The organism is Pseudomonas sp. Pseusp10 (assembly GCF_059492225.1).
Genome location: NZ_CP168528.1, coordinates 2222891 through 2247107, shown reverse-complemented (window position 1 = coordinate 2247107; position 24217 = coordinate 2222891). Strand labels below are relative to the sequence as shown.

Here is a 24217-nt window from a genome sequence, read left to right as displayed (position 1 = left end):
GTCTCTCAAAAACCTGGCGTTTGGTTATGCCTCAAGATTTTTCAAGGTTGCCCAGGATGTGCCCGTGAACCCGCATGCACACCTTCAAGTCCGCCTCATCGACGCCTTCGAACAGCTCGTGACGCAGTTGCGTGGCAATGGTTTCAATTTGTTCGATCAGGGGAAGCGCCGGCGCGCAGAGAACGATTTTTTTCGCCCGACGGTCTTCCAGCACCGCCTGGCGTTGCACCAGGCCCTGGCTTTCCAGGCTGTCGAGCAAACGGGCCAGGGTCGGGCCTTCGACGCCGACGCTTTGCGCCAGCTCGCGCTGGGTTGGTGCTTCTTCGAAACGCGCCAGGTGCAGTAGCACTAGCCAGCGTGCCTGGGACAAGCCCATACCCGCCAGTCGGCGGTCCAGTTCGGCACGCCAGCCACGGGACATCTGGGCCAATTGCATGCCAAAGCGGTGTTGATCGGTTAACGGCATAAAACACTCATGATCAGACTGAAATAAATAAAAACTAATTATTAGTCAGCTAAGCATGAGCCTCGACTTGAGGCAAGGCCAGATCTGTACTGAATCGTTACATCAGCACTACAGGTGCCTCAAATCTCGAATTCCGACTGCAAGGCCGCCCGAACGCAGTACAACACCCCTTCCGGCACCCTGCCTGCAAACAGCGCGGCGATCTCGGAAACCGCCGGCAACTCACCTTCGCCGTCGAGGAAGGCGTCCTGCACTTCACCCATCAGATCTTCAGGCAGATCCAGCGCCTGTTCCAACGACAACTGCTGCTTGCCGATCGCTTCGGCCAGCATGGTGTAGACGTTCTTTTCCGAGCACTGCAACTGTCCGGCGATCTGTACCGGCGTCATCCCGGCCCGCGCCAGAGTGATCAGTTCATGACGCACGTCAGCCACCGGTTTCGGCGCCTCGACCTGGCCGCCGAGCACCTCGAGGAAGGCCTCGCCGTAACGCTCCAGCTTGCGCGCACCAACGCCGCTGACCGTGGCCATTTCCGCCAGCGAGGTCGGCTGGCTGCGCAGCATCTCCAGCAAGGTCGAGTCGGGGAAGATGACATACGGCGGCACGCCATGTTCTTCGGCGAGCTTGCGCCGCAGGGCACGCAGGGCTTCCCACTGTTCGCGCTCCTCGCCACGGACCAGTTGGCTCGCCTGGCTCTTGCTGCTTTTCGCCACGGTTTGCGCCTTGAGATCGCGGCGCAATTCCAGGGTCACCTCACCCTTGAGCAACGGCCGGCAACTGTCACTCAGGCGCAGGCCACCGTAGCCTTCGAGGTCGATGTCGGCCAGACCACGGGCCACCAGTTGGCGGAACAACGAGCGCCATTCGCCCTCCGCCATCGCCTTGCCAACACCAAACACCGAAAGATGCTGATGGCCGAAGTTGCGGACCTTTTCGTTGTCCTTGCCCAGCAATACATCCACCAGGTGTCCGACACCGTAGCGTTGACCGGTGCGGTAGATCGCCGAAAGCGCCTGGCGCGCGGGCTCGGTAGCATCCCAGGTCTGCACGCCGTCGACGCAGTTGTCGCAATGACCGCAAGGCTGGGGCATGTCCTCGTCGAAGTAGGCCAGCAGCGTTTGCCGACGGCAGCGGGTTTCTTCACACAGGGAAAGCATGGCGTCGAGCTTGTGCTGCTCCAGGCGTTTGTGGCGCTCGTCGCCTTCGGAGTTCTGCAGCATCTGCTTGAGCATCACCACGTCTTGCAGGCCGTAGGCCATCCAGGCGTCTGCCGGCAGGCCGTCACGGCCGCCGCGACCGGTTTCCTGGTAGTAGGCCTCCAGGGATTTCGGCAGATCGAGGTGCGCGACAAAACGCACGTTGGGCTTGTCGATGCCCATGCCGAACGCCACTGTCGCAACCATGATCAGGCCTTCTTCGTTGAGGAAGCGCTTCTGATGGTAAGCCCGTAAATCGTTGGGCAGACCGGCGTGGTACGGCAGCGCCGGGAAGCCTTGTTCGCTGAGAAACGCAGCGACTTCCTCGACTTTCTTGCGCGACAGGCAATACACGATGCCCGCATCGCTACGGCGTTCGGCGAGGAACGCCAGCAACTGCTTGCGCGGCTGTTCCTTGGGCACAATGCGATAAAAGATGTTCGGTCGGTCGAAGCTCGACAGGAAGCGCTCGGCGTCTTGCAGGTGCAGACGGGTGACGATTTCTTCCCGGGTGCGCTTGTCGGCCGTGGCGGTCAGGGCGATGCGCGGCACATCGGGGAACATTTCCGCCAACTGGCCCAGTTGCAGGTATTCCGGGCGGAAATCGTGGCCCCATTGCGACACGCAGTGCGCTTCGTCGATGGCGAACAGGGCGATGTTCAGCCCCTGCAGGAAGGACAGCATGCGCGGCTGGACCAGACGTTCCGGCGCCAGATAGAGCATCTTCACTTCACCGCGGCGGATGCGGGCGGCGAGGTCGCGCTGTTGCTCGGCGCTGAGGGTGGAGTTCAACGCGGCGGCGGCCACGCCCAGCTCTTCAAGGGTGGCGACCTGGTCGTCCATCAGAGCGATCAGCGGCGAGACCACCACTGCCAGGCCTTCGCGCAACAGCGCCGGCACCTGGAAGCACAGGGACTTGCCGCCACCGGTAGGCATCAGGACCAGGGCATCGCCGCCGCTGGCTACGCGCTCAATGATTGCACCCTGACGGCCACGGAAACTGTCGTAGCCGAAGATGTCCTTGAGGACGCGTTGAGCCTGTTCGAGCATAGGAACTCCAAAAATCACCGAAACATCCCTGCAAGGCTGGTTCAGAACCCGCAACATTGCACCGACAAATCGTAAGTGCGCATTGCATGACGCTTCACATTTCAGCCGTGACGCCAGCAGGGCATCACAAAACGCGCGAGTATACCCGAGCCCCGTCCGGCAAAGGGCACCGCTGATAAGACTCCGCCCACGCAATACCAAAACTGTAGGAGCGAGCCTGCTCCGGGCGGCGATCCGACGATGAGGCCATCACAGTCAACATTGATTTCGCCTGAACCACCGCAATCGCGAGCAGGCTCGCTCCTACAGGGAATAATGCCGTGCGGCTGGCCCAAGCGCTCAAGAAGGCCTAGAATTCCCGCATCGAACATTCCCCAAGGTAGTCCTTTAATGTCCTTCGCTGAGCAACTAACCCGCCTGCAAGTCTTCCTCGACGCTGATGAACTGCATGACGAGGCGCTGGACTACGTGGCCGCCCACGGCTACCTCACCGCGCTGTCGATCTGTTCCGAAGTGGTTCCCGACCGTGAATGGATCGACGCTCTCTTCGCCGAAGAGCCGCATTACAGCGGCGAAGCCCAACGCGAAGAGATCGAAGCCACGCTGATCGGCCTCAAGGCCCACATCGCCCGCCAACTGGCCTCCGACGAAGAGTTCGAGCTGCCGTGCGACCTCGATCTGGGTGACGACCCGGACGATTCTGAACTGCGCGGCTGGTGCATCGGTTTCATGGAAGGCGTGTTCCTGCGCGAAGAAGCCTGGTTCGAAACCGCCGAAGACGAAGTCAGCGAAATGCTGCTGCCGATCATGGTCGGTTCGGGCCTGTTCGACGAGCAACCGGAGTTCTCCGACATTGCCGCCGATGCCAACCTGATGGACGACATGATCGTGCAGATCCCGGAAGCCCTGACCGCGCTGTACCTGCTGTGCAACGCACCTGACGAAAAACCGGCGATTCTCAAGCCCCGTCACCACTAAGGTTCTGCCTATGGACAACCCCATAGGCAACCGCCCCCTGATGTTGCGCTACGTGCTGCTGACCATCGGCTGGCTGAGCGTAGCGCTGGGGGTGATCGGGATTTTCCTGCCGGTATTGCCCACCACCCCCTTCCTGCTACTGGCGGCCGCCTGCTTCGCCCGCAGTTCCCCGCGTTTCTATCAATGGCTGGTTGAGCATCCACGGCTTGGTCCATGGATCCGCGATTACCTCGATGGCAACGGCATCCCGCTCAAGGGCAAGGTCTACGCCATCGGCCTGATGTGGGCGAGCATCCTGTTCTCCTGTTATCTGGTGCCGCTGCCCTGGGCTCGAGGTTTCATGTTGACCAGTGCGGTGCTGGTGACGATTTATATCCTGCGCCAGAGAACCCTGCACAAATCCTGAAGTCTCCCTCGCCACAAAAAGCTCAGTGAGCGTCCTTCGCCCGACGACCTGCCCTCCCCCTGCAAAATCTCCACCTAAACTCCACGAACCTACACTCGAGCAGCCAGACATGGCCCGCAGTCTGCGTAGTCCAGGATGGCCAGCGCTCCGGATTCGGCTCGGCGGCTGGTTACTGCTGGCCGGTTTGCTACTGACCGTATTCAACGGGGTCCGGGCCGACTGGGATTTTGCGCTGATTCTGCAATCCGTTGAAAATCGCTACGGCCCCCTTGGACCGGCGCGAGTCCGGATCGAGGCATGGAGTCAATTGCTGCAGAGCGCACGCGGCGTCCCCGAACCCGAGCAGCTCAACGCGGTGAACCGCTTCTTCAATCAGCAGTTGAATTTCCAGGACGACACGCGCATCTGGCAACAGACCGATTACTGGGCCACGCCGGTCGAAGCCCTGATCAAGGGTGCCGCCGACTGCGAGGACTACGCCCTGGCGAAATATTTCAGCCTGCGCCGGCTCGGCATTCCTAGCGAAAAACTGCGCATCACCTACGTCAAGGCCCTGAGCCAGAACCAGGCGCACATGGTGCTGACGTTCTACAGTACCCCCACGGCTGACCCACTGGTGCTGGACAACCTGATCGGCGATATCCGCCCCGCGTCCCAACGTAAAGACTTGCTGCCGGTGTACGCCTTCAACGCCGAAGGCCTGTACCTGCCGGGCAAGAACGGTGGCAAGCGCAGCAGTGACTCGAAAAAACTGTCGCGCTGGCAGGACGTGTTGAAAAAGATGCAGGCAGAAGGGTTCGACATCGGCGACGGTTAGCCGCCATGGCAAGGAGCGATATATGACACTGCGTAAACAGTTGTTCCTGGCCATCTGCCTGTTCCTGCTGGTGGCGTTCGGTGGCAGTTTTTATGCCGGCCTGGAAAGCTCCCGCGAGCAAACGCTCAGTCAGCTGCGCGCCCACGCCCAGGACGCGGCCACCGCGCTGGGGTTGTCGCTGACAGCACAGGTCGATGACCCGGCAATGATGGTGCTGATGGTCAGTTCTATTTTCGACAGCGGCTATTTCAGCAGCATTCGCGTCATCAGGCTCAAGGATCAGCAAACCCTGGTGGAACGCAGCGCTCCGACGAGAATCGACGGTGTGCCTGACTGGTTCGTCAACCTGGTCGACCTGCGCCCGGAAGGTGGCGACGCCTTGATCATGCGTGGCTGGGAACAACTGGCACGGGTCGAAGTGCTGAGCAATCCGCAATTCGCCCTGGCCAAGCTCTGGGACAGTACCCTCGGCAGTCTGATCTGGTTGCTGTTGTGCGGGCTGTTCAGTGCCGTGATTGGAGGATGGATGCTGCGCAGGCAATTTCGCCCACTCGACAGCATGGTCCGACAAGCTGAGGCCATCAGTAAACGCGAATTTCTCAGCCTGTCGAAACTGCCACGGACACCGGAATTGAAACGAGTGGTGCTGGCGATGAACCAGATGGTCGAGAAGCTCAAGGCGCTGTTTGTCGAAGAGGCTGCGCGCAGCGAAAAACTGCGGGCCGAATCCTATCTGGACAGCCTCACCGGCCTGGCCAACCGGCGCCTGCTCGACGAGCAACTGGCCGACCATTTACGGGTGTGCGAACAGAGCCGCGATGGCCATTTGTTGATGTTGCGGATCAATGACCTGAACGGGCTCAACCAGAGACTGGGCGGCCAACGGACTGACGCACTGATCTGTGCCGTAGGCGAATTGCTCAAGCGCCTGACTCAACTGCCGGAACGTCGCACCTGGCTGGCGGCGCGCAATCGTGGTGGCGAATTCAGCCTGCTGACACCGGGTCTGGACGCCGAAAGCGCTGCGCGCCTGGCCGCCGATGTCAGCGCCAGCCTGGAGAACCTGCGCCTGACCGGCGCCAGCGATTGCATGCCCGTCGCCCATCTGGGCGTGGTCGCCTACCGACCCGGTGAACCGGTCAGCACCGTACTCCTGCGCCTTGACCAGGCACTGACGGAGTCCCGGCAGCATCCCGAACGACCCTGGGTGTATTTGGGCCACCGTGACACCGCGCCGAATCACTCCCAGCACGATTGGCGCACCTGGATTGACGATGCCTTGACCGAGGGAAAAATGGAGCTGTACTTCCAGCCCGTCGTGCAATGCGCCGACACCCGCCAGGTGCTGCATTACAAAGTGCTCGCACGCCTGCTCGACCCACAGGGCGAGGCGATTGCCGCCGGGCATTTCCTGCCGTGGATCGAGCGTCTCGGCTGGTCGGCACGCTTCGACCTGACGATGCTCGAGGCCACGCTGGACGACCTGGTGGCCAACCGCAGGCCCTTGGCACTGAGCCTGTCCGGGAGCACCCTGCGCGACCCGGTACAATGGCGAACAATCCTCGACCTGCTCGACTCCCTACCGGAACTGGCGCCGCTCCTGACCCTGGAAATCGATGAGCGCCAATTGCCGTCCCCCGAAGAGCTGCAGCGTATGAGTCACAGCCTGCTGAACACCGGCTATCGAATCGGCCTGCAACACTTTGGCGGCCGCTTCAGCCAGATCGGCAACCTCACCCATTTGGGCTTGGCGTACCTGAAAATCGATGGGGCCTACATTCGCAACATCGACGAGCAGACTGACAAGCGAGTGTTCATCGACGCGATCTTTCGCGCGACCCACAGCATTGATTTGCCGCTGATTGCCGAGATGGTCGAAACGTCGGGGGAGTTGGTGGCCATCAGAGAGCTGGGTGTTTTCGGCGCGATGGGGCGGTTGATCGGGCCGCCGGAGCCAAGCTTGCCAGGCCTCCAATGCAACCTCGACCATTGACCGGAAACCAACTTGCACCTGTTACTTAGGACAGTAGGCAGGCTATCTGACGAGGTTTTAAATCACTCCGGCACCCAAACTTTTTCAATACCCGGAGTTATCATGACCGCTAAACCCCCGAAAACCTCGGCAATCACGCCAAACACACAGAGTGAAGCAATAGCGAAAGTAACCTTCGATGAAGTCCGAGACAGCAGCGGTAATCTCGTTGGCAAAAACAGCGTTACTTTTGACAGAACCCTGAATTTCAAGGGTACGGCCGGCGCATCTACGGAGCTCTGGATTCGCGATGACGAGTTCAAATTCACTGACGTGACCAGCGATGATTCAGGAGACTGGACCAAACAGTTCACACTGCCGGAGCACATGCCCTTCAAGCGCTACAGCCTTAACGCTTTGGAAAAAAAACCGCCTCAAAGTTCTTCCTTACAGTACATTTTCGTTTGGGCGACCGAGACGCCGATCATCGACAAAGTCACTGGCAAGGATGGCCTGATTCAAGATGGCGATACCTACGACGGCGACTCGCTGAAGTTCTCCGGCTACGCACCTCCCGGTATGGAAGTAGAAGCGTTCAACGGCGACACCTCCACGGGCAAGAAAGCCACTGTCGATCGTGACGGGCTGTTCAAACTCACCTTCGACGGGCTTACCGCTGGCAACTTCAGCATCAAGATCAGGGCCGCCAATGGCAAAGAGTCCAGCGCGTTCACCTTCCGCGTCGTATTGGATGTGGAACTGAGCCTGGATGACGTCCTCGAATCCGAAGGCGGCCCTTCTGTTCCTGAAGCTGGCACCACCGACAAGAGTCAGTTGATCATCAAGGGGCATGCCATGCCCGGTGAGTGCATTCAGCTACTCAATGACGGCGCCCCCATAAAAGATGCCGTCGCAACTGCTGATCCCGGCGATGGTGCCTGGAAAATTCTGCTCGATGTGACAGACGGCGACTACAGCCTCGCTGCCAAGGCGGACTATGGCGATGGGGAAATCACCGCCCCGCCCCGCACCTTTACCGTGGAATCCACCATCAAACCGCACAATACCCGCGTGTACGATTCGGACGGCCTGATCGAGGACAACGGTAACACCCCATACAACTATGTAATTGTCAGGGGTGATGCGGCCCTGTCAGCGCAGATCAAGCTAAAGATCAATGGCGTCACCGAGCCGAGGCCGGAACCGACCGACGATACGGGTAAATGGGCCAGATTGGTTACACGCCTGGAATACGAAACCACTTATCAATTCATCGCGGTGGCAGACCATGGTGACAACTCAGAGTCTAATCCCTGGACGATTACTACCGGGGTACTGCACGTATAAGCAGTCATCGGAAGCGTTAAAGACTCCAGTGGCCAGGCAGAGCCCTGGTTAGAAACTATTGAATGAAAAAACCGCTTAACGCGGTTTTTTCATTCCTTTATACCAAGCCATTAAAACCCGCCATCCCTTACACAGGAATGACGGATTTTTTCGTCCAGGCTTTCAGCTCACACCGTATCCACCTTCAACGAATGATCGTTGAGCATGCCGTTGATGATGGTCGCCGTGTCATGCCCGCCCGCGATCACCCCACCCGCCCCCGGCGTTACACCGTAATGGCTGGCCAGGTTGACGCCGGCCAGGTCGATGGTCTGGTTCGGGGCGGCACCGGCCATGGCGCTGACGTCGATGCTGGTCACCGTCGACGGCCCGCTGCCGGTGACGGTGAAGTGCAGGTAGTCATCCAGCGAAGCCGTGGTGCCGTTTTCCCCTTGCAACAGTTGCGACAGATCGAGCTTGTCAGTGCCGGGCGTGAAGTCGGTGATCAGGTCATGACCACTGTTGCCCTTGAGCCACTGGAAGGTGTCGGCTCCCGCCCCGCCGGTGAGGGTGTTGTTGCCCAGGCCACCGATCAGCCAGTCATCGCCGCCCCCGCCATTGAGGATGTCGTTGCCCAGGCCACCGTTGATCACGTTGCTGTTGTTGTCACCGGCCAGGGTGTCGTTGAAGTTCGAACCGCTGAGGTTTTCGATACCGGTCAGGGTGTCCGTGCCCGCCCCCAGGGTGTTCTGCACAGTGAGCAGGCTGAGGTCGACCGTCACCCCGGCGGTGGCGTGGGCGTAACTGGCCGTGTCGATGCCCGTGCCGCCATCGAGGATGTCATTGCCCGGGCCGCTGAAGAGCAAATCATTGCCGGCACCGCCATGCAGATCGTTGTTGCCGGAGCCGGCAGTGAGCACATCGTTGCCGTCGCCGGCATTGATGATGTTGTTGCCCGTGCCCGCCACCAGTACGTCATCCCCGCTGGTGCCGGTGAGGGTGTGGCCATCCTGATAGCTGATGGTCAGGTTGGCCGAGTCGCTGCCGCCATGGTTGTCGTTGGCGGTGTAGGTGCCGTGGTAGTCCGGGGTGCCATCTTGTGCCCCGGCATAGTTGACGGTCATGGTCAGCTGATAGTTTTCCGCCGCATTCGTATTGCCGTTACCGGGGTTGGTGATGTTGGTTATGTGGATCTGGTAAGTGCCATCCGCGCTTGCGGTGATGGTGCCGCCATCGGCGATGCTTACGAACGCCCCACCGTTGAGCGAATACTCCATCGTGACGTGCCCGGCTGCCAGGTCGTGATCGAGGTTGAGCGTCTCACCCTGTTTCAGCTTGACCGTGATGAGGTCTTCATTGTTGCCATCGGAGCTGTTCGCTTTGTCGAGATAGCCACTGATCACCTGCAGCGCCGTCATGGTCGCTGCATTGGCCGCAAAGGCATTGCGCACGTCTGCCAGACTCTGGTTGGCGGGGGTGCTGTTGGTGCCGGCGAAGCTGATCGCACCGGTGCCGGTGAAGTCCGCGCCCTTCGCTATCCAGCCGGTGTTGAACGAGGTTGGTGTCGCCGAGAGTTGATCGCCGTTGGCGTCGGTGTCATTGGCCAGCAACAGTTCGCCCGGCACCACAACGGTGCCCGAGAGCACGTTGGTGATGACGTGGTCATCGGTGGCCACTGGCGGCGAGTTGGGGATCACTTTCACGGTCAGCGTCGAACTGGCCAGGTCGCCGTCGTTATCACTGGCGGTGAATGCGATGTTTTCGGTGATCAACACCGACGTGGTTTTCTGCGAAATGTAGGCGTACTCACCGGTGTCGAGATTGATCTGCAAGGTACCGCTGTTGTTGGTGGCAATGCTCAACGTGTTGTCCACGGTGTTGAACGTGCCGTGGTTGAGCCCGCCGCTGAAATTCAGCGAGCCCTGGTTACTGTTGCCGCTCGGATCGTAGGTGTACGTGGTGCCGTCCACCGTGATGGTTTTGATGAAGCCGCCATCGGCGCCGAAGGTACCGCCCTCGCCCAGCAGCGAACCGGTCACCGGTGCGCCGATCACAGTGCCGGACAGCACCGAGTTGAGCTGGTTGAGGTCGGTCACCACCACCGAATTGGTGTCGGTGTGACTGCTGCCGTCATAGGCCAGTGGATTGAGGTTGGCGTTGCTCACGCCGCTGCCCAGGCCGATCGCATAGTTCTTGATGTTGTTGGCATCGAGGAAGGCTTTCAGCGCGGTCTCGTCGGCAGTGCCGATTTCCTGGCCCGCGGTGGGCTTGCCGTCGGAGAAGAAGTAGCCGACGTTTTGCGCGCCGACCAATTTGCCCGAGGTATTGAACGCGGTCTGCATGGTCGCCACGGCCGCGTCGTAGTTGGTGCCGCCGTTTGCGGTGAGGCCGGCCAGCAGAGTCTTGGCGGTCGCAACATCGACCCACACCGAAGTCCTGTCGGTGGCGCTGCTGCTGAAAGTGACGAGTTGCACTTTCACATCGCCGAGGTCGTCGTATTTATCCAGCAAGGCACTGATGGCCTGCTTGGCCAGTTCCAGCCGCGACAGGCCCGACACACCGGAAGGGTCGGCCATGCTGCCGGAGATGTCGAGCACGATCAGCAGGTTGGAATCGATCTCCACTGCCGCCACCGAGCGATCCGTTGCCACCGCCTTGGGCACGTCATCGACAATGTTGACCACGATGGTGCTGGTGCTGCTATTGCCCAGCGCATCGGTGGCTTTGTAGGTGAAGCTTTCACTCAGGCTGTTCGGTCCGTCGTTGGCATTCGGCGAGGTTTTCGGCGCCGAGGTCAGGGTGTAGGTGTAGCTACCGTCGGGGTTGAGCAGGATTTGCCCGTAAGTACCGGTGGCACTGCCGACCAGCGTGTAGGTGAGCGCACCGCTGGCACCCGAGACGGAACCGACCAGGGTGCCGGACGCGGTTTCGCCAGTGTTGCCCGGGTCGCTGCCGGTGACCGTACCGGCGGCCAGGTCCTGTCCGTCCTTGCTCAGATCGAGGGCTTTTTCGTAGACCGTCACATCGCTATCGGGGTTGGCCTTGATGTTGCTGTTGGCCACATCGATGGTGATGGTGGTGGTGCTTTCATCGCCATCGGAATCACGCACGGTATAGGTAAACGTATCGGTGGCCCCCGGATCGCCGACCGAGTTCTGGTTGCTGTGATACACCGCGTTGCCGTTGGCATCGAGGGTCAGGTAGCCATAGGTGCCATTGATCTGGTTGCCCAACCCGCCGATGGCCGACGTCGAGGTATTGCTACCGGCGCGCACGCCGACCACCGTCGCCGGACCATCGGCACCGCTGATGTCGTTGCCCAGCACACTGATGTTGACGGTGCCGCCCTCCACTACCGACGACGAGTCAGGTTTGGCGCTCGGCAAGTCATCGACGATGTTGACATTGATCTGCCCGGTCGCACTGTCGCCATCGGTATCGGTGGCTATGACGTTGAAGTTCTCGGTCAGGCTGTTGGCGCCGTTGGCGGTCGGGTGGGCTTCGTTGTCGTTGAGGGTGTAGCTGTAGCTGATCACTCCCGTAGACGGGTTGTAATCGGTGATGGTCAGGGTGCTGCCCAGTGGCGTAACGGCCGTTTGCGGGAAGCCGACGGCCACGCCAGCGCTGACGACAGTGATACCGCCGACGGTCAGGGTTTGCAGGCCGTCGAGGGCATTCATGGTGAACGTGCCGGTCTGGGTCAGGGCCGAGGCACTCGGTGCGCTGCCGTCACTGAGGTTTTTCTCGTAGACGGTGAGCTCGCCACCCTCAACATTCAAACCGCCAATCGTGATCGGGTCATCGTTGTTGTGGATCTGCAGCACCAGGTTGGCGGTGCTGCTGTCGCCATCAGCGTCCGTCAGCGTATAGGTGAAGGTTTCCGTACCGTCGCCGCCGCCGTGCAACGCCTTGAAATCGGCATCGCTGGTGTTGAGGGTGTAGGTGTAGGTGCCGTTGGCATTCAGCACCAGGGTGCCGTACGTGCCGGTGAAAGTGCCGGGGGTGATCGGCCCGCTGTTTTCGCCGAGCGGTACGCGGTCGGCGCCTTGCACGTCGTTGCTCAACACGTTGCCGTTGAGGGTCAGCAGGGTTTCCGAGGCGGTACTGGTGTTGCTGTCGTCCACCCCTTGCGGCAGGTCATCGACGATGTTCACGTCCAGTGAACCGGTGGCGGTGCTGCCGTTGTCGTCGACCACGGTCACGGCGAACTGTTCGGGCAGGCTGTTGGCGCCGTTGGCGGTCGGGTGGGCTTCGTTGTCGTTGAGGGTGTAGCTGTAGCTGACGACCCCGGTGGCGGCGTTGAACCCGGTGATGGTCAGGGTGCTGCCCAGCGGCGTGGTGATCGACTGCGGGAAGCCGACGGCCACACCAGCGCTGACCACGGCGATGCCGCCGACGGTCAGGCTCGTCACGCCATCCAGCGCGGTGACGGTGAAGGTGCCGCTCTGGGTCAGCGCGGTGGCACTCGGTGCGCTGCCGTCACTGAGGTTTTTCTCGTAGACCGTCAGCTCACCGCCATACACGTCGAGGCCGTTGAGGGTCACCGGATTGTCGTTGTTGTGGATCTGCAGCACCAGGTTGGCGGTGCTGGTGTCGCCGTCCGAGTCGGTGAGGGTGTAGCTGAAGGTTTCCGTGCCGTTGCCGCCGCCGTGCAGGGCTTTGAAATCGGCGTCGCTGGTGTTGAGGGTGTAGGTGTAGGTGCCGTTGGCGTTGAGCACCAGGGTGCCGTACGTGCCGGTGAAGGTGCCGGGAGTGATCGGGCCGGCATTTTCGCCGAGGGTTACCCGGTCGGCGCCTTGCACGTCGTTGCTCAGCACGTTGCCGCTCAACGTCAGCAGGGTTTCCGAGGCCGTCGAAGCGTTCGTGTCATTCACGCCTTGCGGCAGGTCATCGACGATGTTCACGTCCAGTGAACCGGTGGCCGTGCTGCCGTTGTCGTCGACCACGGTCACGACGAACTGCTCGGGCAGGCTGTTGGCGCCGCTGGCGGTCGGGTGGGCTTCGTTGTCGTTGAGGGTGTAGCTGTAACTCACCACGCCGGTGGCGGCGTTGAACCCGGTAATGGTCAGGGTGCTGCCCAGCGGCGTGGTGATCGATTGCGGGAAGCCGACGGCCACGCCAGCGCTGACCACGGCGATGCCGCCGACGGTGAGGCTCGTCACGCCGTCCAGGGCGGTGACGGTGAAGGTGCCGCTCTGGGTCAGCGCGGTGGCACTCGGTGCGCTGCCGTCACTGAGGTTTTTCTCGTAGACCGTCAGCTCACCGCCATACACGTCGAGGCCGTTGAGGGTCACCGGATTGTCGTTGTTGTGGATCTGCAGCACCAGGTAGGCGGTGCTGGTGTCGCCGTCCGAGTCGGTGAGGGTGTAGCTGAAGGTTTCCGTGCCGTTGCCGCCGCCGTGCAACGCCTTGAAATCGGCATCGCTGGTGTTGAGGGTGTAGGTGTAGGTGCCGTTGGCATTCAGCACCAAGGTGCCGTACGTGCCGGTGAAGGTACCGGGGGTGATCGGCCCGGCGTTTTCGCCGAGCGGCACGCGGTCGGCGCCTTGCACGTCGTTGCCCAGTACGTTGCCGTTGAGGGTCAGCAGGGTTTCCGAAGCGGTACTGGTGTTGCTGTCGTCCACGCCTTGCGGCAGGTCGTCGACGATGTTCACGTCCAGTGAACCGGTGGCCGTGCTGCCGTTGTCGTCGACCACGGTCACGGCGAACTGCTCGGGCAGGCTGTTGGCGCCGTTGGCGGTCGGGTGGGCTTCGTTGTCGTTGAGGGTGTAGCTGTAACTGACGACCCCGGTGGCGGCGTTGAACCCGGTGATGGTCAGGGTACTGCCCAGTGGCGTGGTGATCGATTGCGGGAAGCCGACGGCCACGCCAGCGCTGACCACGGCGATGCCGCCGACGGTGAGGCTCGTCACGCCGTCCAGGGCGGTGACGGTGAAGGTGCCGCTCTGGGTCAGCGCGGTGGCACTCGGTGCGCTGCCGTCACTGAGGTTTTTCTCGTAGACCGTCAGCTCACCGCCATACACGTCGAGGCCGTTGAGGGTCACCGGATTGTCGTTGTTGTGGATCTGCAGCACCAGGTTGGCGGTGCTGCTGTCACCGTCGGCGTCCGTCAGCGTATAGGTGAAGGTTTCGCTGCCATTACCGCCGCCGTGCAACGCCTTGAAGTCGGCATCGCTGGTATTGAGGGTGTAGGTGTAGGTGCCGTTGGCATTCAGCACCAACGTGCCGTACGTGCCGGTGAAGGTACCGGGGGTGATCGGCCCGGCGTTTTCGCCGAGGGTTACCCGGTCGGCGCCTTGCACGTCGTTGCTCAGCACGTTGCCGTTGAGGGTCAACAGGGTTTCCGAAGCGGTACTGGTGTTGCTGTCGTCCACGCCTTGCGGCAGGTCGTCGACGATGTTCACGTCGAGGCTACCGGTGGCCGTGCTGCCGTTGTCGTCGACCACGGTCACGGCGAACTGCTCGGGCAGGCTGTTGGCGCCGTTGGCGGTCGGGTGGGTTTCGTTGTCGTTGAGGGTGTAGCTGTAACTGACGACACCGGTGGCGGCGTTGAACCCGGTGATGGTCAGGGTGCTGCCCAGTGGCGTGGTGATCGATTGCGGGAAGCCGACGGCCACGCCAGCGCTGACCACGGCGATCCCGCCCACGGTCAGGCTCGTCACGCCGTCCAGCGCGGTGACGGTGAAGGTGCCGCTCTGGGTCAACGCGGTGGCACTCGGTGCGCTGCCGTCGCTGAGATTTTTCTCGAAGACGGTGAGTTCGCCACCCTGAGCATTCAAACCGCCAATCGTGATCGGGTCATCGTTGTTGTGGATCTGCAGCACCAGGTTGGCGGTGCTGCTGTCGCCATCAGCGTCCGTCAGCGTATAGGTGAAGGTTTCCGTACCGTCGCCGCCGCCGTGCAACGCCTTGAAATCGGCATCGCTGGTGTTGAGGGTGTAGGTGTAGGTGCCGTTGGCATTCAGCACCAGGGTGCCGTACGTGCCGGTGAAAGTGCCGGGGGTGATCGGCCCGGCGTTTTCGCCGAGCGGTACGCGGTCAGCGCCTTGCACGTCGTTGCTCAACACGTTGCCGTTGAGGGTCAACAGGGTTTCCGAAGCGGTCGCAGCATTCGTGTCATTCACCCCTTGCGGCAGGTCGTCGACGATGTTCACGTCGAGGCTACCGGTGGCCGTGCTGCCGTTGTCGTCGACCACGGTCACGGCGAACTGCTCGGGCAGGCTGTTGGCGCCGTTGGCGGTCGGGTGGGTTTCGTTGTCGTTGAGGGTGTAGCTGTAGCTGACGACGCCGGTGGCCGCGTTGAACCCGGTGACGGTCAGGGTGCTGCCCAGTGGCGTGGTGATCGATTGCGGGAAGCCGACGGCCACACCAGCGCTGACCACGGCGATGCCGCCGACGGTGAGGCTCGTCACGCCGTCCAGCGCGGTGACGGTGAAGGTGCCGCTCTGGGTCAGCGCGGTGGCACTCGGTGCGCTGCCGTCGCTGAGATTTTTCTCGAAGACGGTGAGTTCGCCACCCTGAGCATTCAAACCGCCAATCGTGATCGGGTCATCGTTGTTGTGGATCTGCAGCACCAGGTTGGCGGTGCTGCTGTCGCCATCAGCGTCCGTCAGCGTATAGGTGAAGGTTTCCGTACCGTCGCCGCCGCCGTGCAACGCCTTGAAATCGGCATCGCTGGTGTTGAGGGTGTAGGTGTAGGTGCCGTTGGCATTCAGCACCAGGGTGCCGTACGTGCCGGTGAAAGTGCCGGGGGTGATCGGCCCGGCGTTTTCGCCGAGCGGTACGCGGTCAGCGCCTTGCACGTCGTTGCTCAACACGTTGCCGTTGAGGGTCAACAGGGTTTCCGAAGCGGTGCTGGTGTTGCTGTCGTCCACGCCTTGCGGCAGGTCGTCGACGATGTTCACGTCGAGGCTACCGGTGGCCGTGCTGCCGTTGTCGTCGACCACGGTCACGGCGAACTGCTCGGGCAGGGTGTTGGCGCCGTTGGCGGTCGGGTGCGCTTCGTTATCCACCAGGGTGTAGCTGTAACTGACGACACCGGTGGCGGCGTTGAACCCGGTGATGGTCAGCGTGCTGCCCAGCGGCGTGGTGATCGATTGCGGGAAGCCGGCGGCCACGCCAGCGCTGACCACGGCAATGCCGCCGACGGTCAGCGTCGTCACGCCATCCAGCGCGGTGACAGTGAAGGTGCCGCTCTGGGTCAGGACTGACGCGTTGGGGTTGCTGCCGTCGCTGAGGTTTTTCTCGTAGACCGTCAGCTCACCGCCATACACGTCGAGGCCGTTGAGGGTCACCGGATTGTCGTTGTTGTGGATCTGCAGCACCAGGTTGGCGGTGCTGCTGTCGCCATCAGCGTCCGTCAGCATATAGGTGAAGGTTTCCGTACCGTCGCCGCCGCCGTGCAACGCCTTGAAATCGGCATCGCTGGTGTTGAGGGTGTAGGTGTAGGTGCCGTTGGCATTCAGCACCAGGGTGCCGTACGTGCCGGTGAAGGTGCCGGGAGTGATCGGGCCGGCATTTTCGCCGAGGGTTACCCGGTCGGCGCCTTGCACGTCGTTGCTCAGCACGTTGCCGCTCAACGTCAGCAGGGTTTCCGAGGCCGTCGAAGCGTTCGTGTCATTCACGCCTTGCGGCAGGTCATCGACGATGTTCACGTCCAGTGAACCGGTGGCGGTGCTGCCGTTGTCGTCGACCACGGTCACGGCGAACTGCTCAGGCAGGTTGTTGGCACCGTTGGCGGTTGGATGGGCTTCGTTAGCGTTGAGGGTGTAGCTGTAACTGACGACGCCCGTGGCGGCGTTGAAGCCGGTGATGGTCAGCGTGCTGCCCAGCGGCGTGGTGATCGACTGCGGGAAGCCCGCAGCCACGCCAGCGCTGACCACGGCAATGCCGCCGACGCTCAGCGTCGTCACTCCGTCCAGCGCGGTGACGGTGAACGTGCCGGTCTGGGTCAGGGCCGTGGCATCCGGTGCGCTGCCGTCGCTGAGGTTCTTCTCGAAGACGGTCAACTCGCCGCCCTCAATGTTCAAACCACCAATCGTGATCGGGTCATCGTTGTTGTGGATCTGCAGCACCAGGTTCGCCGTGCTGGTGTCACCGTCGGCGTCCGTCAACGTATAGCTGAAGGTTTCGGTACCGTCGCCGCCGCCGTGCAGGGCTTTGAAATCGGCGTCGCTGGTATTGAGGGTGTAGGTGTAAGTGCCGTTGGCATTCAGCACCAACGTGCCGTACGTGCCGGTGAAAGTGCCGGGGGTGATCGGGCCGGCGTTTTCGCCGAGCGGCACGCGGTCAGCGCCTTGCACATCATTGCTCAGCACGTTGCCGTTGAGGGTCAACAGAGTTTCCGAGGCGGTACTGGTGTTGCTGTCGTCCACCCCTTGCGGCAGGTCGTCGACGATGTTCACGTCGAGGCTACCCGTGGCAGTGCTGCCGTTGTCGTCGACCACGGTCACGGCGAACTGTTCGGGCAGGCTGTTGGCGCCGTTGGCGGTCGGGTGCGTTTCGTTGTCGTTGAGGGTGTAGCTGTAGCTGACGACCCCGGTGGCGGCGTTGAACCCGGTGATGGTCAGGGTGCTGCCCAGCGGGGTGGTGATCGATTGCGGGAAGCCGGCGGCCACACCAGCACTGACCACGGCGATCCCGCCGACGGTCAGGCTCGTTACGCCATCCAGCGCGGTGACGGTGAAGGTGCCGCTCTGGGTCAACGCTGTGGAGTCCGGTGCGCTGCCGTCGCTGAGGTTTTTCTCGAAGACGGTGAGTTCGCCACCCTGAGCATTCAAACCGCCAATCGTGATCGGGTCATCGTTGTTGTGGATCTGCAGCACCAGGTTGGCGGTGCTGCTGTCGCCATCGGCGTCCGTCAGCGTATAGGTGAAGGTTTCCGTACCGTCGCCGCCGCCGTGCAACGCCTTGAAGTCGGCATCGCTGGTGTTGAGGGTGTAGGTGTAGGTGCCGTTGGCATTCAGCACCAACGTGCCGTACGTGCCGGTGAAGGTACCGGGGGTGATCGGCCCGCTGTTTTCCCCGAGCGCGACCCGGTCGGCGCCTTGCACGTCGTTGCTCAACACGTTGCCGTTGAGGGTCAGCAGGGTTTCCGAGGCGGTACTGGTGTTGCTGTCGTCCACGCCTTGCGGCAGGTCGTCGACGATGTTCACGTCCAGTGAACCGATGGCCGTGCTGCCGTTGTCGTCGACCACGGTCACGGCGAACTGTTCGGGCAGGCTGTTGGCGCCGTTGGCGGTCGGGTGGGTTTCGTTGTCGTTGAGGGTGTAGCTGTAGCTCACGACCCCGGTCGCCGCATTGAACCCGGTGATGGTCAGGGTACTGCCCAGTGGCGTGGTGATCGATTGCGGGAAGCCGACGGCCACACCAGCGCTGACCACGGCGATGCCGCCGACGGTCAGACTCGTCACGCCGTCCAGCGCGGTGACGGTGAAGGTGCCGCTCTGGGTCAGGGCCGAGGCACTCGGTGCGCTGCCGTCGCTGAGGTTTTTCTCGAAGACGGTGAGTTCGCCACCCTGAGCATTCAAACCGCCAATCGTGATCGGGTCATCGTTGTTGTGAATCTGCAGCACCAGGTTGGCGCTGCTGCTGTCACCATCGGCGTCCGTCAGCGTATAGGTGAAGGTCTCCGTACCGTCACCGCCGCCGTGCAACGCCTTGAAATCGGCATCGCTGGTGTTCAGGGTGTAGGTGTAGGTGCCGTTGGCATTGAGCACCAGGGTGCCGTAAGTGCCGGTGAAAGTGCCGGGGGTGATCGGTCCGCTATTTTCCCCGAGCGGCACCCGGTCGGCGCCTTGCACGTCGTTGCTCAACACGTTGCCGTTGAGGGTCAGCAGGGTTTCCGAGGCAGTGCCATTGTTGTCATCGACTGCTTTGGGCACGTCGTCGGTGATGTTGATATCCAGCGTACCGGTAGCGCTGTCGCCATTGCTGTCGCTGGCCACCACGGTGACGTGTTCGACAAGACTATTGGCACCCTCGCCGCTTGCATGGGTTTCGGCACCGTTGAGGGTGTAGCTGTAACTGACCACGCCCGTGGCCGGGTTGTAACTGGTGACGGTCAGCGTGCCGCCCAGCGGGGAGGTTATCGACTGCGGGAAACCTGCCGCCACGCCGCCGCTGATCAAATTGATCCCGCCGATGCTGAGGCTGGTCAGCCCGTCTGGTGCATTGATGGTGAAGGTCCCGCTTCGTGTCAGCAAGCCTTCGTTCCTCGCCGAACCATCGGCCAGGTTGGCTTCATTGACGGTCCGCTCGCCATTCTGCTCCGACAGGCCATTGAAGGTGACCGGATTGTTCGGCACCTCCGGTGTCACTGGCGGCACCACAGGCGCATCGGCCGCTACAGTGTTGTCCGGATTAGCGTTCAGGCGTTCTTCGGGAAGTTCGGGAATGCCATTGAAACCGGCAGTGGGGAAGCCGATAGTCGGGTCGACTCGCCCGCCCACTTCTTCGAGCAGGACGAAACTGTGGCCACTGCCCTGAACGCCGCCCGGCACACCGGTAGTCGTGGCAGGCCCGGCAGCGGTTGCTTCAGCGGTCTGGGTCGGGTCGTCGCCCGCCGCAATGGCTTTTTGCAGCTGTTCGACATCGGTCAGCTGCGCTTGGCTCGGCGTCACCGCTTCAGACGATTCCACATGGGGAATTTGATTGGCGAGCAGCTGCGAAGTCATCTGCATGCTGCTGCCGCGCCCGAGGGTCAGTTCCTGGCCATTCTGCAGATGCACCGCCACCGCTCCTTCAGCGCCGGTGCTCAGTTGGTCGCCGGCGAACAACCGGTCCCCCTCGACCAAAGCACGCCGGGTGCCGTCGCTCGCAACCGCGAACACCTGGCCGATGACCTTACTGACGATACCGATGAGCGTTGCCATGGTGCACTTCCTCCGCTGCCAACCGCTGTCGGCATCTTGTTTGTGCGAAGAACGTGCGCATGGCTCGAGCGGATTGTCTGGCGGATCGTGTTCCGGGTGCCGGTTTACTTGAGTAAGCCACAGCCCCGGCAACGATCTCGCCCAGCCAGTCGCTCACGGCGCTGTTTACGGTTTTGGGAAAAGCCCTCTGCAATCAATGGCATCGGATCCCCGTGCGCAACAACGTTGCCTGTGAGCAATGCGTAACGATCTCGAATCAGTCAAGTGACAAAAAACTGTCGCCACCAGATCGTTCGCATCCCTCCCCTCCAGCACTTCTCCGCTCTATGTCGATAAGTGGATTGGAACTTTACTCAAACCCCGATGAGCGCCCTAGAGCCCATAAAACAAGGGCTTTCGAATTGAACAATGTGCTGGATTTTGCAGAGCTCATAAGTTTTTTTTGGCATACGCGTTATGAAAAAAATTTCTTAGCTACGCTCCAGAATGTTCTTAGCTCTTTTGTTAAAGAGGTGAAACAACTTTACCTATAAAAGTCGTCAAATAATTGGCGACTGATAAGCACCATCAGGAATCAGGGAGATGTAAATGCGCCTATTAACCCCCCTCTGCAGCGCGGTTCTTTTAGCCATGGCCTGCTCGTCCCAGGCTCATGCCATGACGCTGACCGAAGCAATCCAGAGCACCATCGCGACCCACCCGGAGCTGGCATCGCGGGTGGACAGCCGTCTGTCGGCTGATGAGGACGTGAAGGTCGCCAAAGGGGGCTATTATCCATCGGTTGATCTGAACGCCGCCTACGGGCGCGCGTACAGCGATAACACCAATACCCGGGCGCTCACCCCCAGCGGGCACAACACTGAAACCTTGAACTACACCCAGTCGGAATTGCGCCTGCGGCAAATGCTCTTCGACGGGTTCAACACGTCCAATGAAGTCGAACGCACCAAAGGCGTGGTCAACTCCAGAGCCTATTACGCTCAGGGTACGGCTCAGGACCTGGCCCTGCGCACCACCGAGGTTTACCTCGAAGTTCTCAAGCGCCGCGAACTGGTGACACTGGCCAAGAACAATCTGCAAGCACACTTGCGGGTCAACGACCAGATCGGCCTGCGCACCCAGCGCGGCGTGGGCAGCAACGCCGATGCCGACCAGTCCTCGGCTCGCCGGGCACTGGCAGAAAACAACCTCGACACCGCCGAAGTTGATCTGGCCGATGCCGAGTCGAACTTCTACGCCGTTGTGGGGCGCATGCCCGATGAACTGGAAACCCCGCCGTCGATTCGCGGCGAAGTCCCCACCTCGCTGCCCGAAGCCCAGCAGAGCATGGTGGAAAACAACCCTTACCTGAAATCCGCCCAGGCCGACGTGCAATCGGCCGAAAGCCAGTACGAAGTCGCCAAGTCGCCGTTCTACCCACGCTTCGACGCCGAGGCGGCAGTGGGCGCGAACAACAACGTGCAGGGTGACGAAGGCCACGACAACGAATGGCGGGTCGGCGTGATCATGAACTACAACCTGTTCCGCGGCGGCAGCGACAAGGCGCGCCTGGCCTCCGATTCGCACAAGATCAACCAGGCCATGGACATCCGTAACAATGCCCTGCGCCAGCTCAACGAGAACATTCACCTGGCCTGGAACGCCATGGTCAATGCCAAGAAACAAACCCCGACCGCCCGTGAATACGCCGAAACCAGCAAGCGCGTACGCATTGCCTACCAGGATCAGTTCGGCCTCGGTCAACGGACCCTGCTTGATCTGCTGGACAGTGAAAACGAACTCTACAACGCCAACCGTCGCTACACCGAAGTGCGCTACACCGAAGAGTTTTCGATGTACCGCGTCCTGGCGAACATGGGCCAGTTGTTGAGCAAACAACGGGTCGTACTGCCTGCCGACGCGATCGCCCAGACCGAAGTGAAAAACGAAGCTCGACTGCCTGATATGAAGTAGTGCATGGGAGGGTTCAATGACCAGCATGGAACCCGGCAACACCGGTGTCGATCCGCGCCTGAGCTTCGATGACCCGCTTCTGGACGGTCTGTTGATCCTCTGCAAACTCCACGGCGCGACAGTCAGTCGCGCCAGCCTGAGTGCCGGGCTCCCCATGGCACACCAACGCCTGAGCCTGGACCTGCTGCCCCGTGCAGCGGCCCGGGCCGGTTTGCAGGCGCGCTTGCTGCGCCGTGACCTCAAGGACATTTCCCCGCTCAACCTGCCCGTGCTGTTGTTACTGAACAACGGCCGCACGGCTGTCCTGCGCCGTTATGGCGAGGACGGCAAGGTGCTGATCCTGCCCAGCGAAGCCGACGGCGGCGAGCAATGGCTCAGCCCTGAAGAGCTGGCCGAACACTACAGTGGCCAGGCGTTGTTTGCCCGGCCACGCCACGAACTCGAAGACTTGCGCTCGCCGCTGGTGCCTCGGGTCCACGCCTGGTTTCGCGATACGCTGAAGCTGTCGAAATGGCTGTACAGCGATGCGATTCTGGCGAGCCTCCTGATCAACCTGTTGGGGTTGTTGGTGCCGCTGTTCGTGATGCAGACCTACGACCGCGTGGTGCCGAACCAGGCCACTTCGACCTTGTGGGTGCTGGCAATCGGTTTGCTGATCGGCACCGTTTTCGAACTGGTGCTGCGAGTCGTGCGCGCGCACTTGCTGGATACCGCCGGCAAGAAAACCGATGTGATCCTGTCGGCCACCCTGTTCGAGCGCATCACCGGCATGGCGATGAAAGCACGGCCGGCGACCATCGGTGGTTTTGCCCAAAGCATTCATGACTTTCAGGGCCTGCGGGAATTTCTCACCGCCGTGACTCTCACCAGCCTGATCGATCTGCCCTTCTGCCTGTTGATGTTGCTGGTGATCGGCCTGCTCGGTGGCTGGCTGGTGGTAATCCCGATTCTGGCGTTCCCCATCACCATCATCTTCGCCATGGTGATCCAGGTCCGCCTGCGCGACACCGTGCAAAAGAGCCTCAGCCTCGGCGCCGAACGCCAGGCACTGTTGATCGAAACCCTCAGTGGCCTGGAAACCCTCAAGGCCTGCAGCGCCGAAAGCGAACGCCAGCACAAATGGGAAAGCACCCACGGTGCCCTCACCCGCCTCGACAGCCACGCGCGCAACCTCTCGGCCCTGGCCACCAACGGCACGCTCTTCATCCAGCAACTGTCCGGTATGGCGACCATCGTTGCCGGGGTCTACAGCATCATCGCCGGCAACCTCAGCGTCGGTGCCCTGGTGGCCAGCTACATGCTGGGCAGTCGGGTGCTGGCGCCACTGGGACAGATCGCCGGCCTGATCACCCGCTACCAACAAGCGCAACTGACCATGAAAAGCACCGACGCGCTGATGGGCCTGCCCCAGGAGCGCGACGCCAGACAACGGCCGCTGGAGCGCACCCAGCTGCAAGGCGCGCTGGATGTCGTCGGCGTGAACTTCCACTACAACGGCCAGAGCGCTCCGGCCCTGGCCAATATCAGCTTCAGTGTGAAACCCGGCGAGCGCGTCGGCATCATCGGCCGCAGCGGCTCAGGCAAAAGCACCCTGGCGCGGCTGGTGATGGGGTTCTACGAACCGGATGAAGGCCAGTTGCTGCTCGATGGCCTGGACCTGCGGCAACTGGACGTCGCCGACCTGCGCCATCAAATCGGCTACGTCGCCCACGACCTGCCGCTGCTGGCCGGCAGCCTGCGCGACAACCTTACCCTCGGCGCGCGCTATATCAGCGACTCACGCATGCTCGAAGTGGCGGAAATGACCGGGGTCACCGAACTGGCCCGGCAACACCCTCACGGCTTCGACCGGCCGGTGGGCGAACGCGGGCAACTGCTGTCCGGCGGCCAGCGCCAGGCCGTATTGATGGCCAGGGCCATGTTGCTCGACCCGCCAATCATGCTGCTTGACGAACCCACCAGCGCCATGGACAACAGCAGCGAAGACGTCCTGCGGAAAAAACTCCACGACTGGGTCCAGGGCAAAACCATCCTGCTGGTAACCCACCGTACCTCGATGCTGAGCCTGGTGGACCGGTTGGTGGTGCTGGACAACGGACGGATCGTCGCCGACGGCCCGAAAGAAGCAGTCATCGATGCACTGCGCAAGGGCCGTGTCGGCTCTGCGGCTGTTTAGGAGT

The 24217-nt window shown here is 61.6% G+C and carries 10 protein-coding genes; 7 read left to right on the top strand and 3 right to left on the bottom strand.

Annotated elements, in window-relative coordinates; genetic code table 11:
- Nucleotides 1-31: 31 nt before the first annotated feature.
- On the bottom strand, nt 32-466 hold the full coding sequence (locus tag ACEN8Z_RS10030; protein ID WP_007975279.1) for a MarR family transcriptional regulator: 435 nt from the start codon (nt 464-466) through the stop codon (nt 32-34).
- Nucleotides 467-585: 119 nt separating this feature from the next.
- Nucleotides 586-2712, bottom strand: a complete 2127-nt coding sequence (gene recQ / locus ACEN8Z_RS10025; RefSeq protein WP_008002793.1) for a DNA helicase RecQ — start codon at nt 2710-2712, stop codon at nt 586-588.
- Nucleotides 2713-3102: 390 nt separating this feature from the next.
- Between recQ and ACEN8Z_RS10020 the strand changes: the two genes are divergently transcribed.
- The 5 genes from ACEN8Z_RS10020 to ACEN8Z_RS10000 all read left to right on the top strand — a co-directional run bounded on the left by ACEN8Z_RS10020 (nt 3103) and on the right by ACEN8Z_RS10000 (nt 8232).
- On the top strand, nt 3103-3690 hold the full coding sequence (locus ACEN8Z_RS10020; protein WP_007975277.1) for a UPF0149 family protein: 588 nt from the start codon (nt 3103-3105) through the stop codon (nt 3688-3690).
- Between the two features lie 10 nt (nt 3691-3700).
- Nucleotides 3701-4096, top strand: coding sequence for a YbaN family protein (locus tag ACEN8Z_RS10015; RefSeq protein ID WP_495597525.1), 396 nt, complete (start codon nt 3701-3703; stop codon nt 4094-4096).
- A gap of 109 nt (nt 4097-4205) precedes the next feature.
- A complete protein-coding gene (gene lapG / locus ACEN8Z_RS10010; RefSeq protein ID WP_495597524.1) occupies nt 4206-4913 on the top strand; it encodes a cysteine protease LapG in 708 nt (235 codons plus the stop codon).
- A 22-nt stretch (nt 4914-4935) separates the two neighbouring features.
- On the top strand, nt 4936-6906 hold the full coding sequence (gene lapD, locus ACEN8Z_RS10005) for a cyclic di-GMP receptor LapD (protein ID WP_495597523.1): 1971 nt from the start codon (nt 4936-4938) through the stop codon (nt 6904-6906).
- A gap of 102 nt (nt 6907-7008) precedes the next feature.
- Complete coding sequence (locus ACEN8Z_RS10000; RefSeq protein WP_495597522.1) at nt 7009-8232, top strand: carboxypeptidase regulatory-like domain-containing protein; 1224 nt, start codon at nt 7009-7011, stop codon at nt 8230-8232.
- A gap of 167 nt (nt 8233-8399) precedes the next feature.
- Here ACEN8Z_RS10000 and ACEN8Z_RS09995 read toward each other — a convergent pair whose 3' ends face one another.
- Nucleotides 8400-20084, bottom strand: a complete 11685-nt coding sequence (locus tag ACEN8Z_RS09995; protein ID WP_495597521.1) for a retention module-containing protein — start codon at nt 20082-20084, stop codon at nt 8400-8402.
- Nucleotides 20085-20672: 588 nt separating this feature from the next.
- Between ACEN8Z_RS09995 and ACEN8Z_RS09990 the strand changes: the two genes are divergently transcribed.
- A complete protein-coding gene (locus tag ACEN8Z_RS09990) occupies nt 20673-22037 on the top strand; it encodes a TolC family outer membrane protein (protein ID WP_495597520.1) in 1365 nt (454 codons plus the stop codon).
- Nucleotides 22038-22053: 16 nt separating this feature from the next.
- A complete protein-coding gene (locus ACEN8Z_RS09985) occupies nt 22054-24213 on the top strand; it encodes a type I secretion system permease/ATPase (RefSeq protein WP_495597519.1) in 2160 nt (719 codons plus the stop codon).
- Nucleotides 24214-24217: the final 4 nt, after the last annotated feature.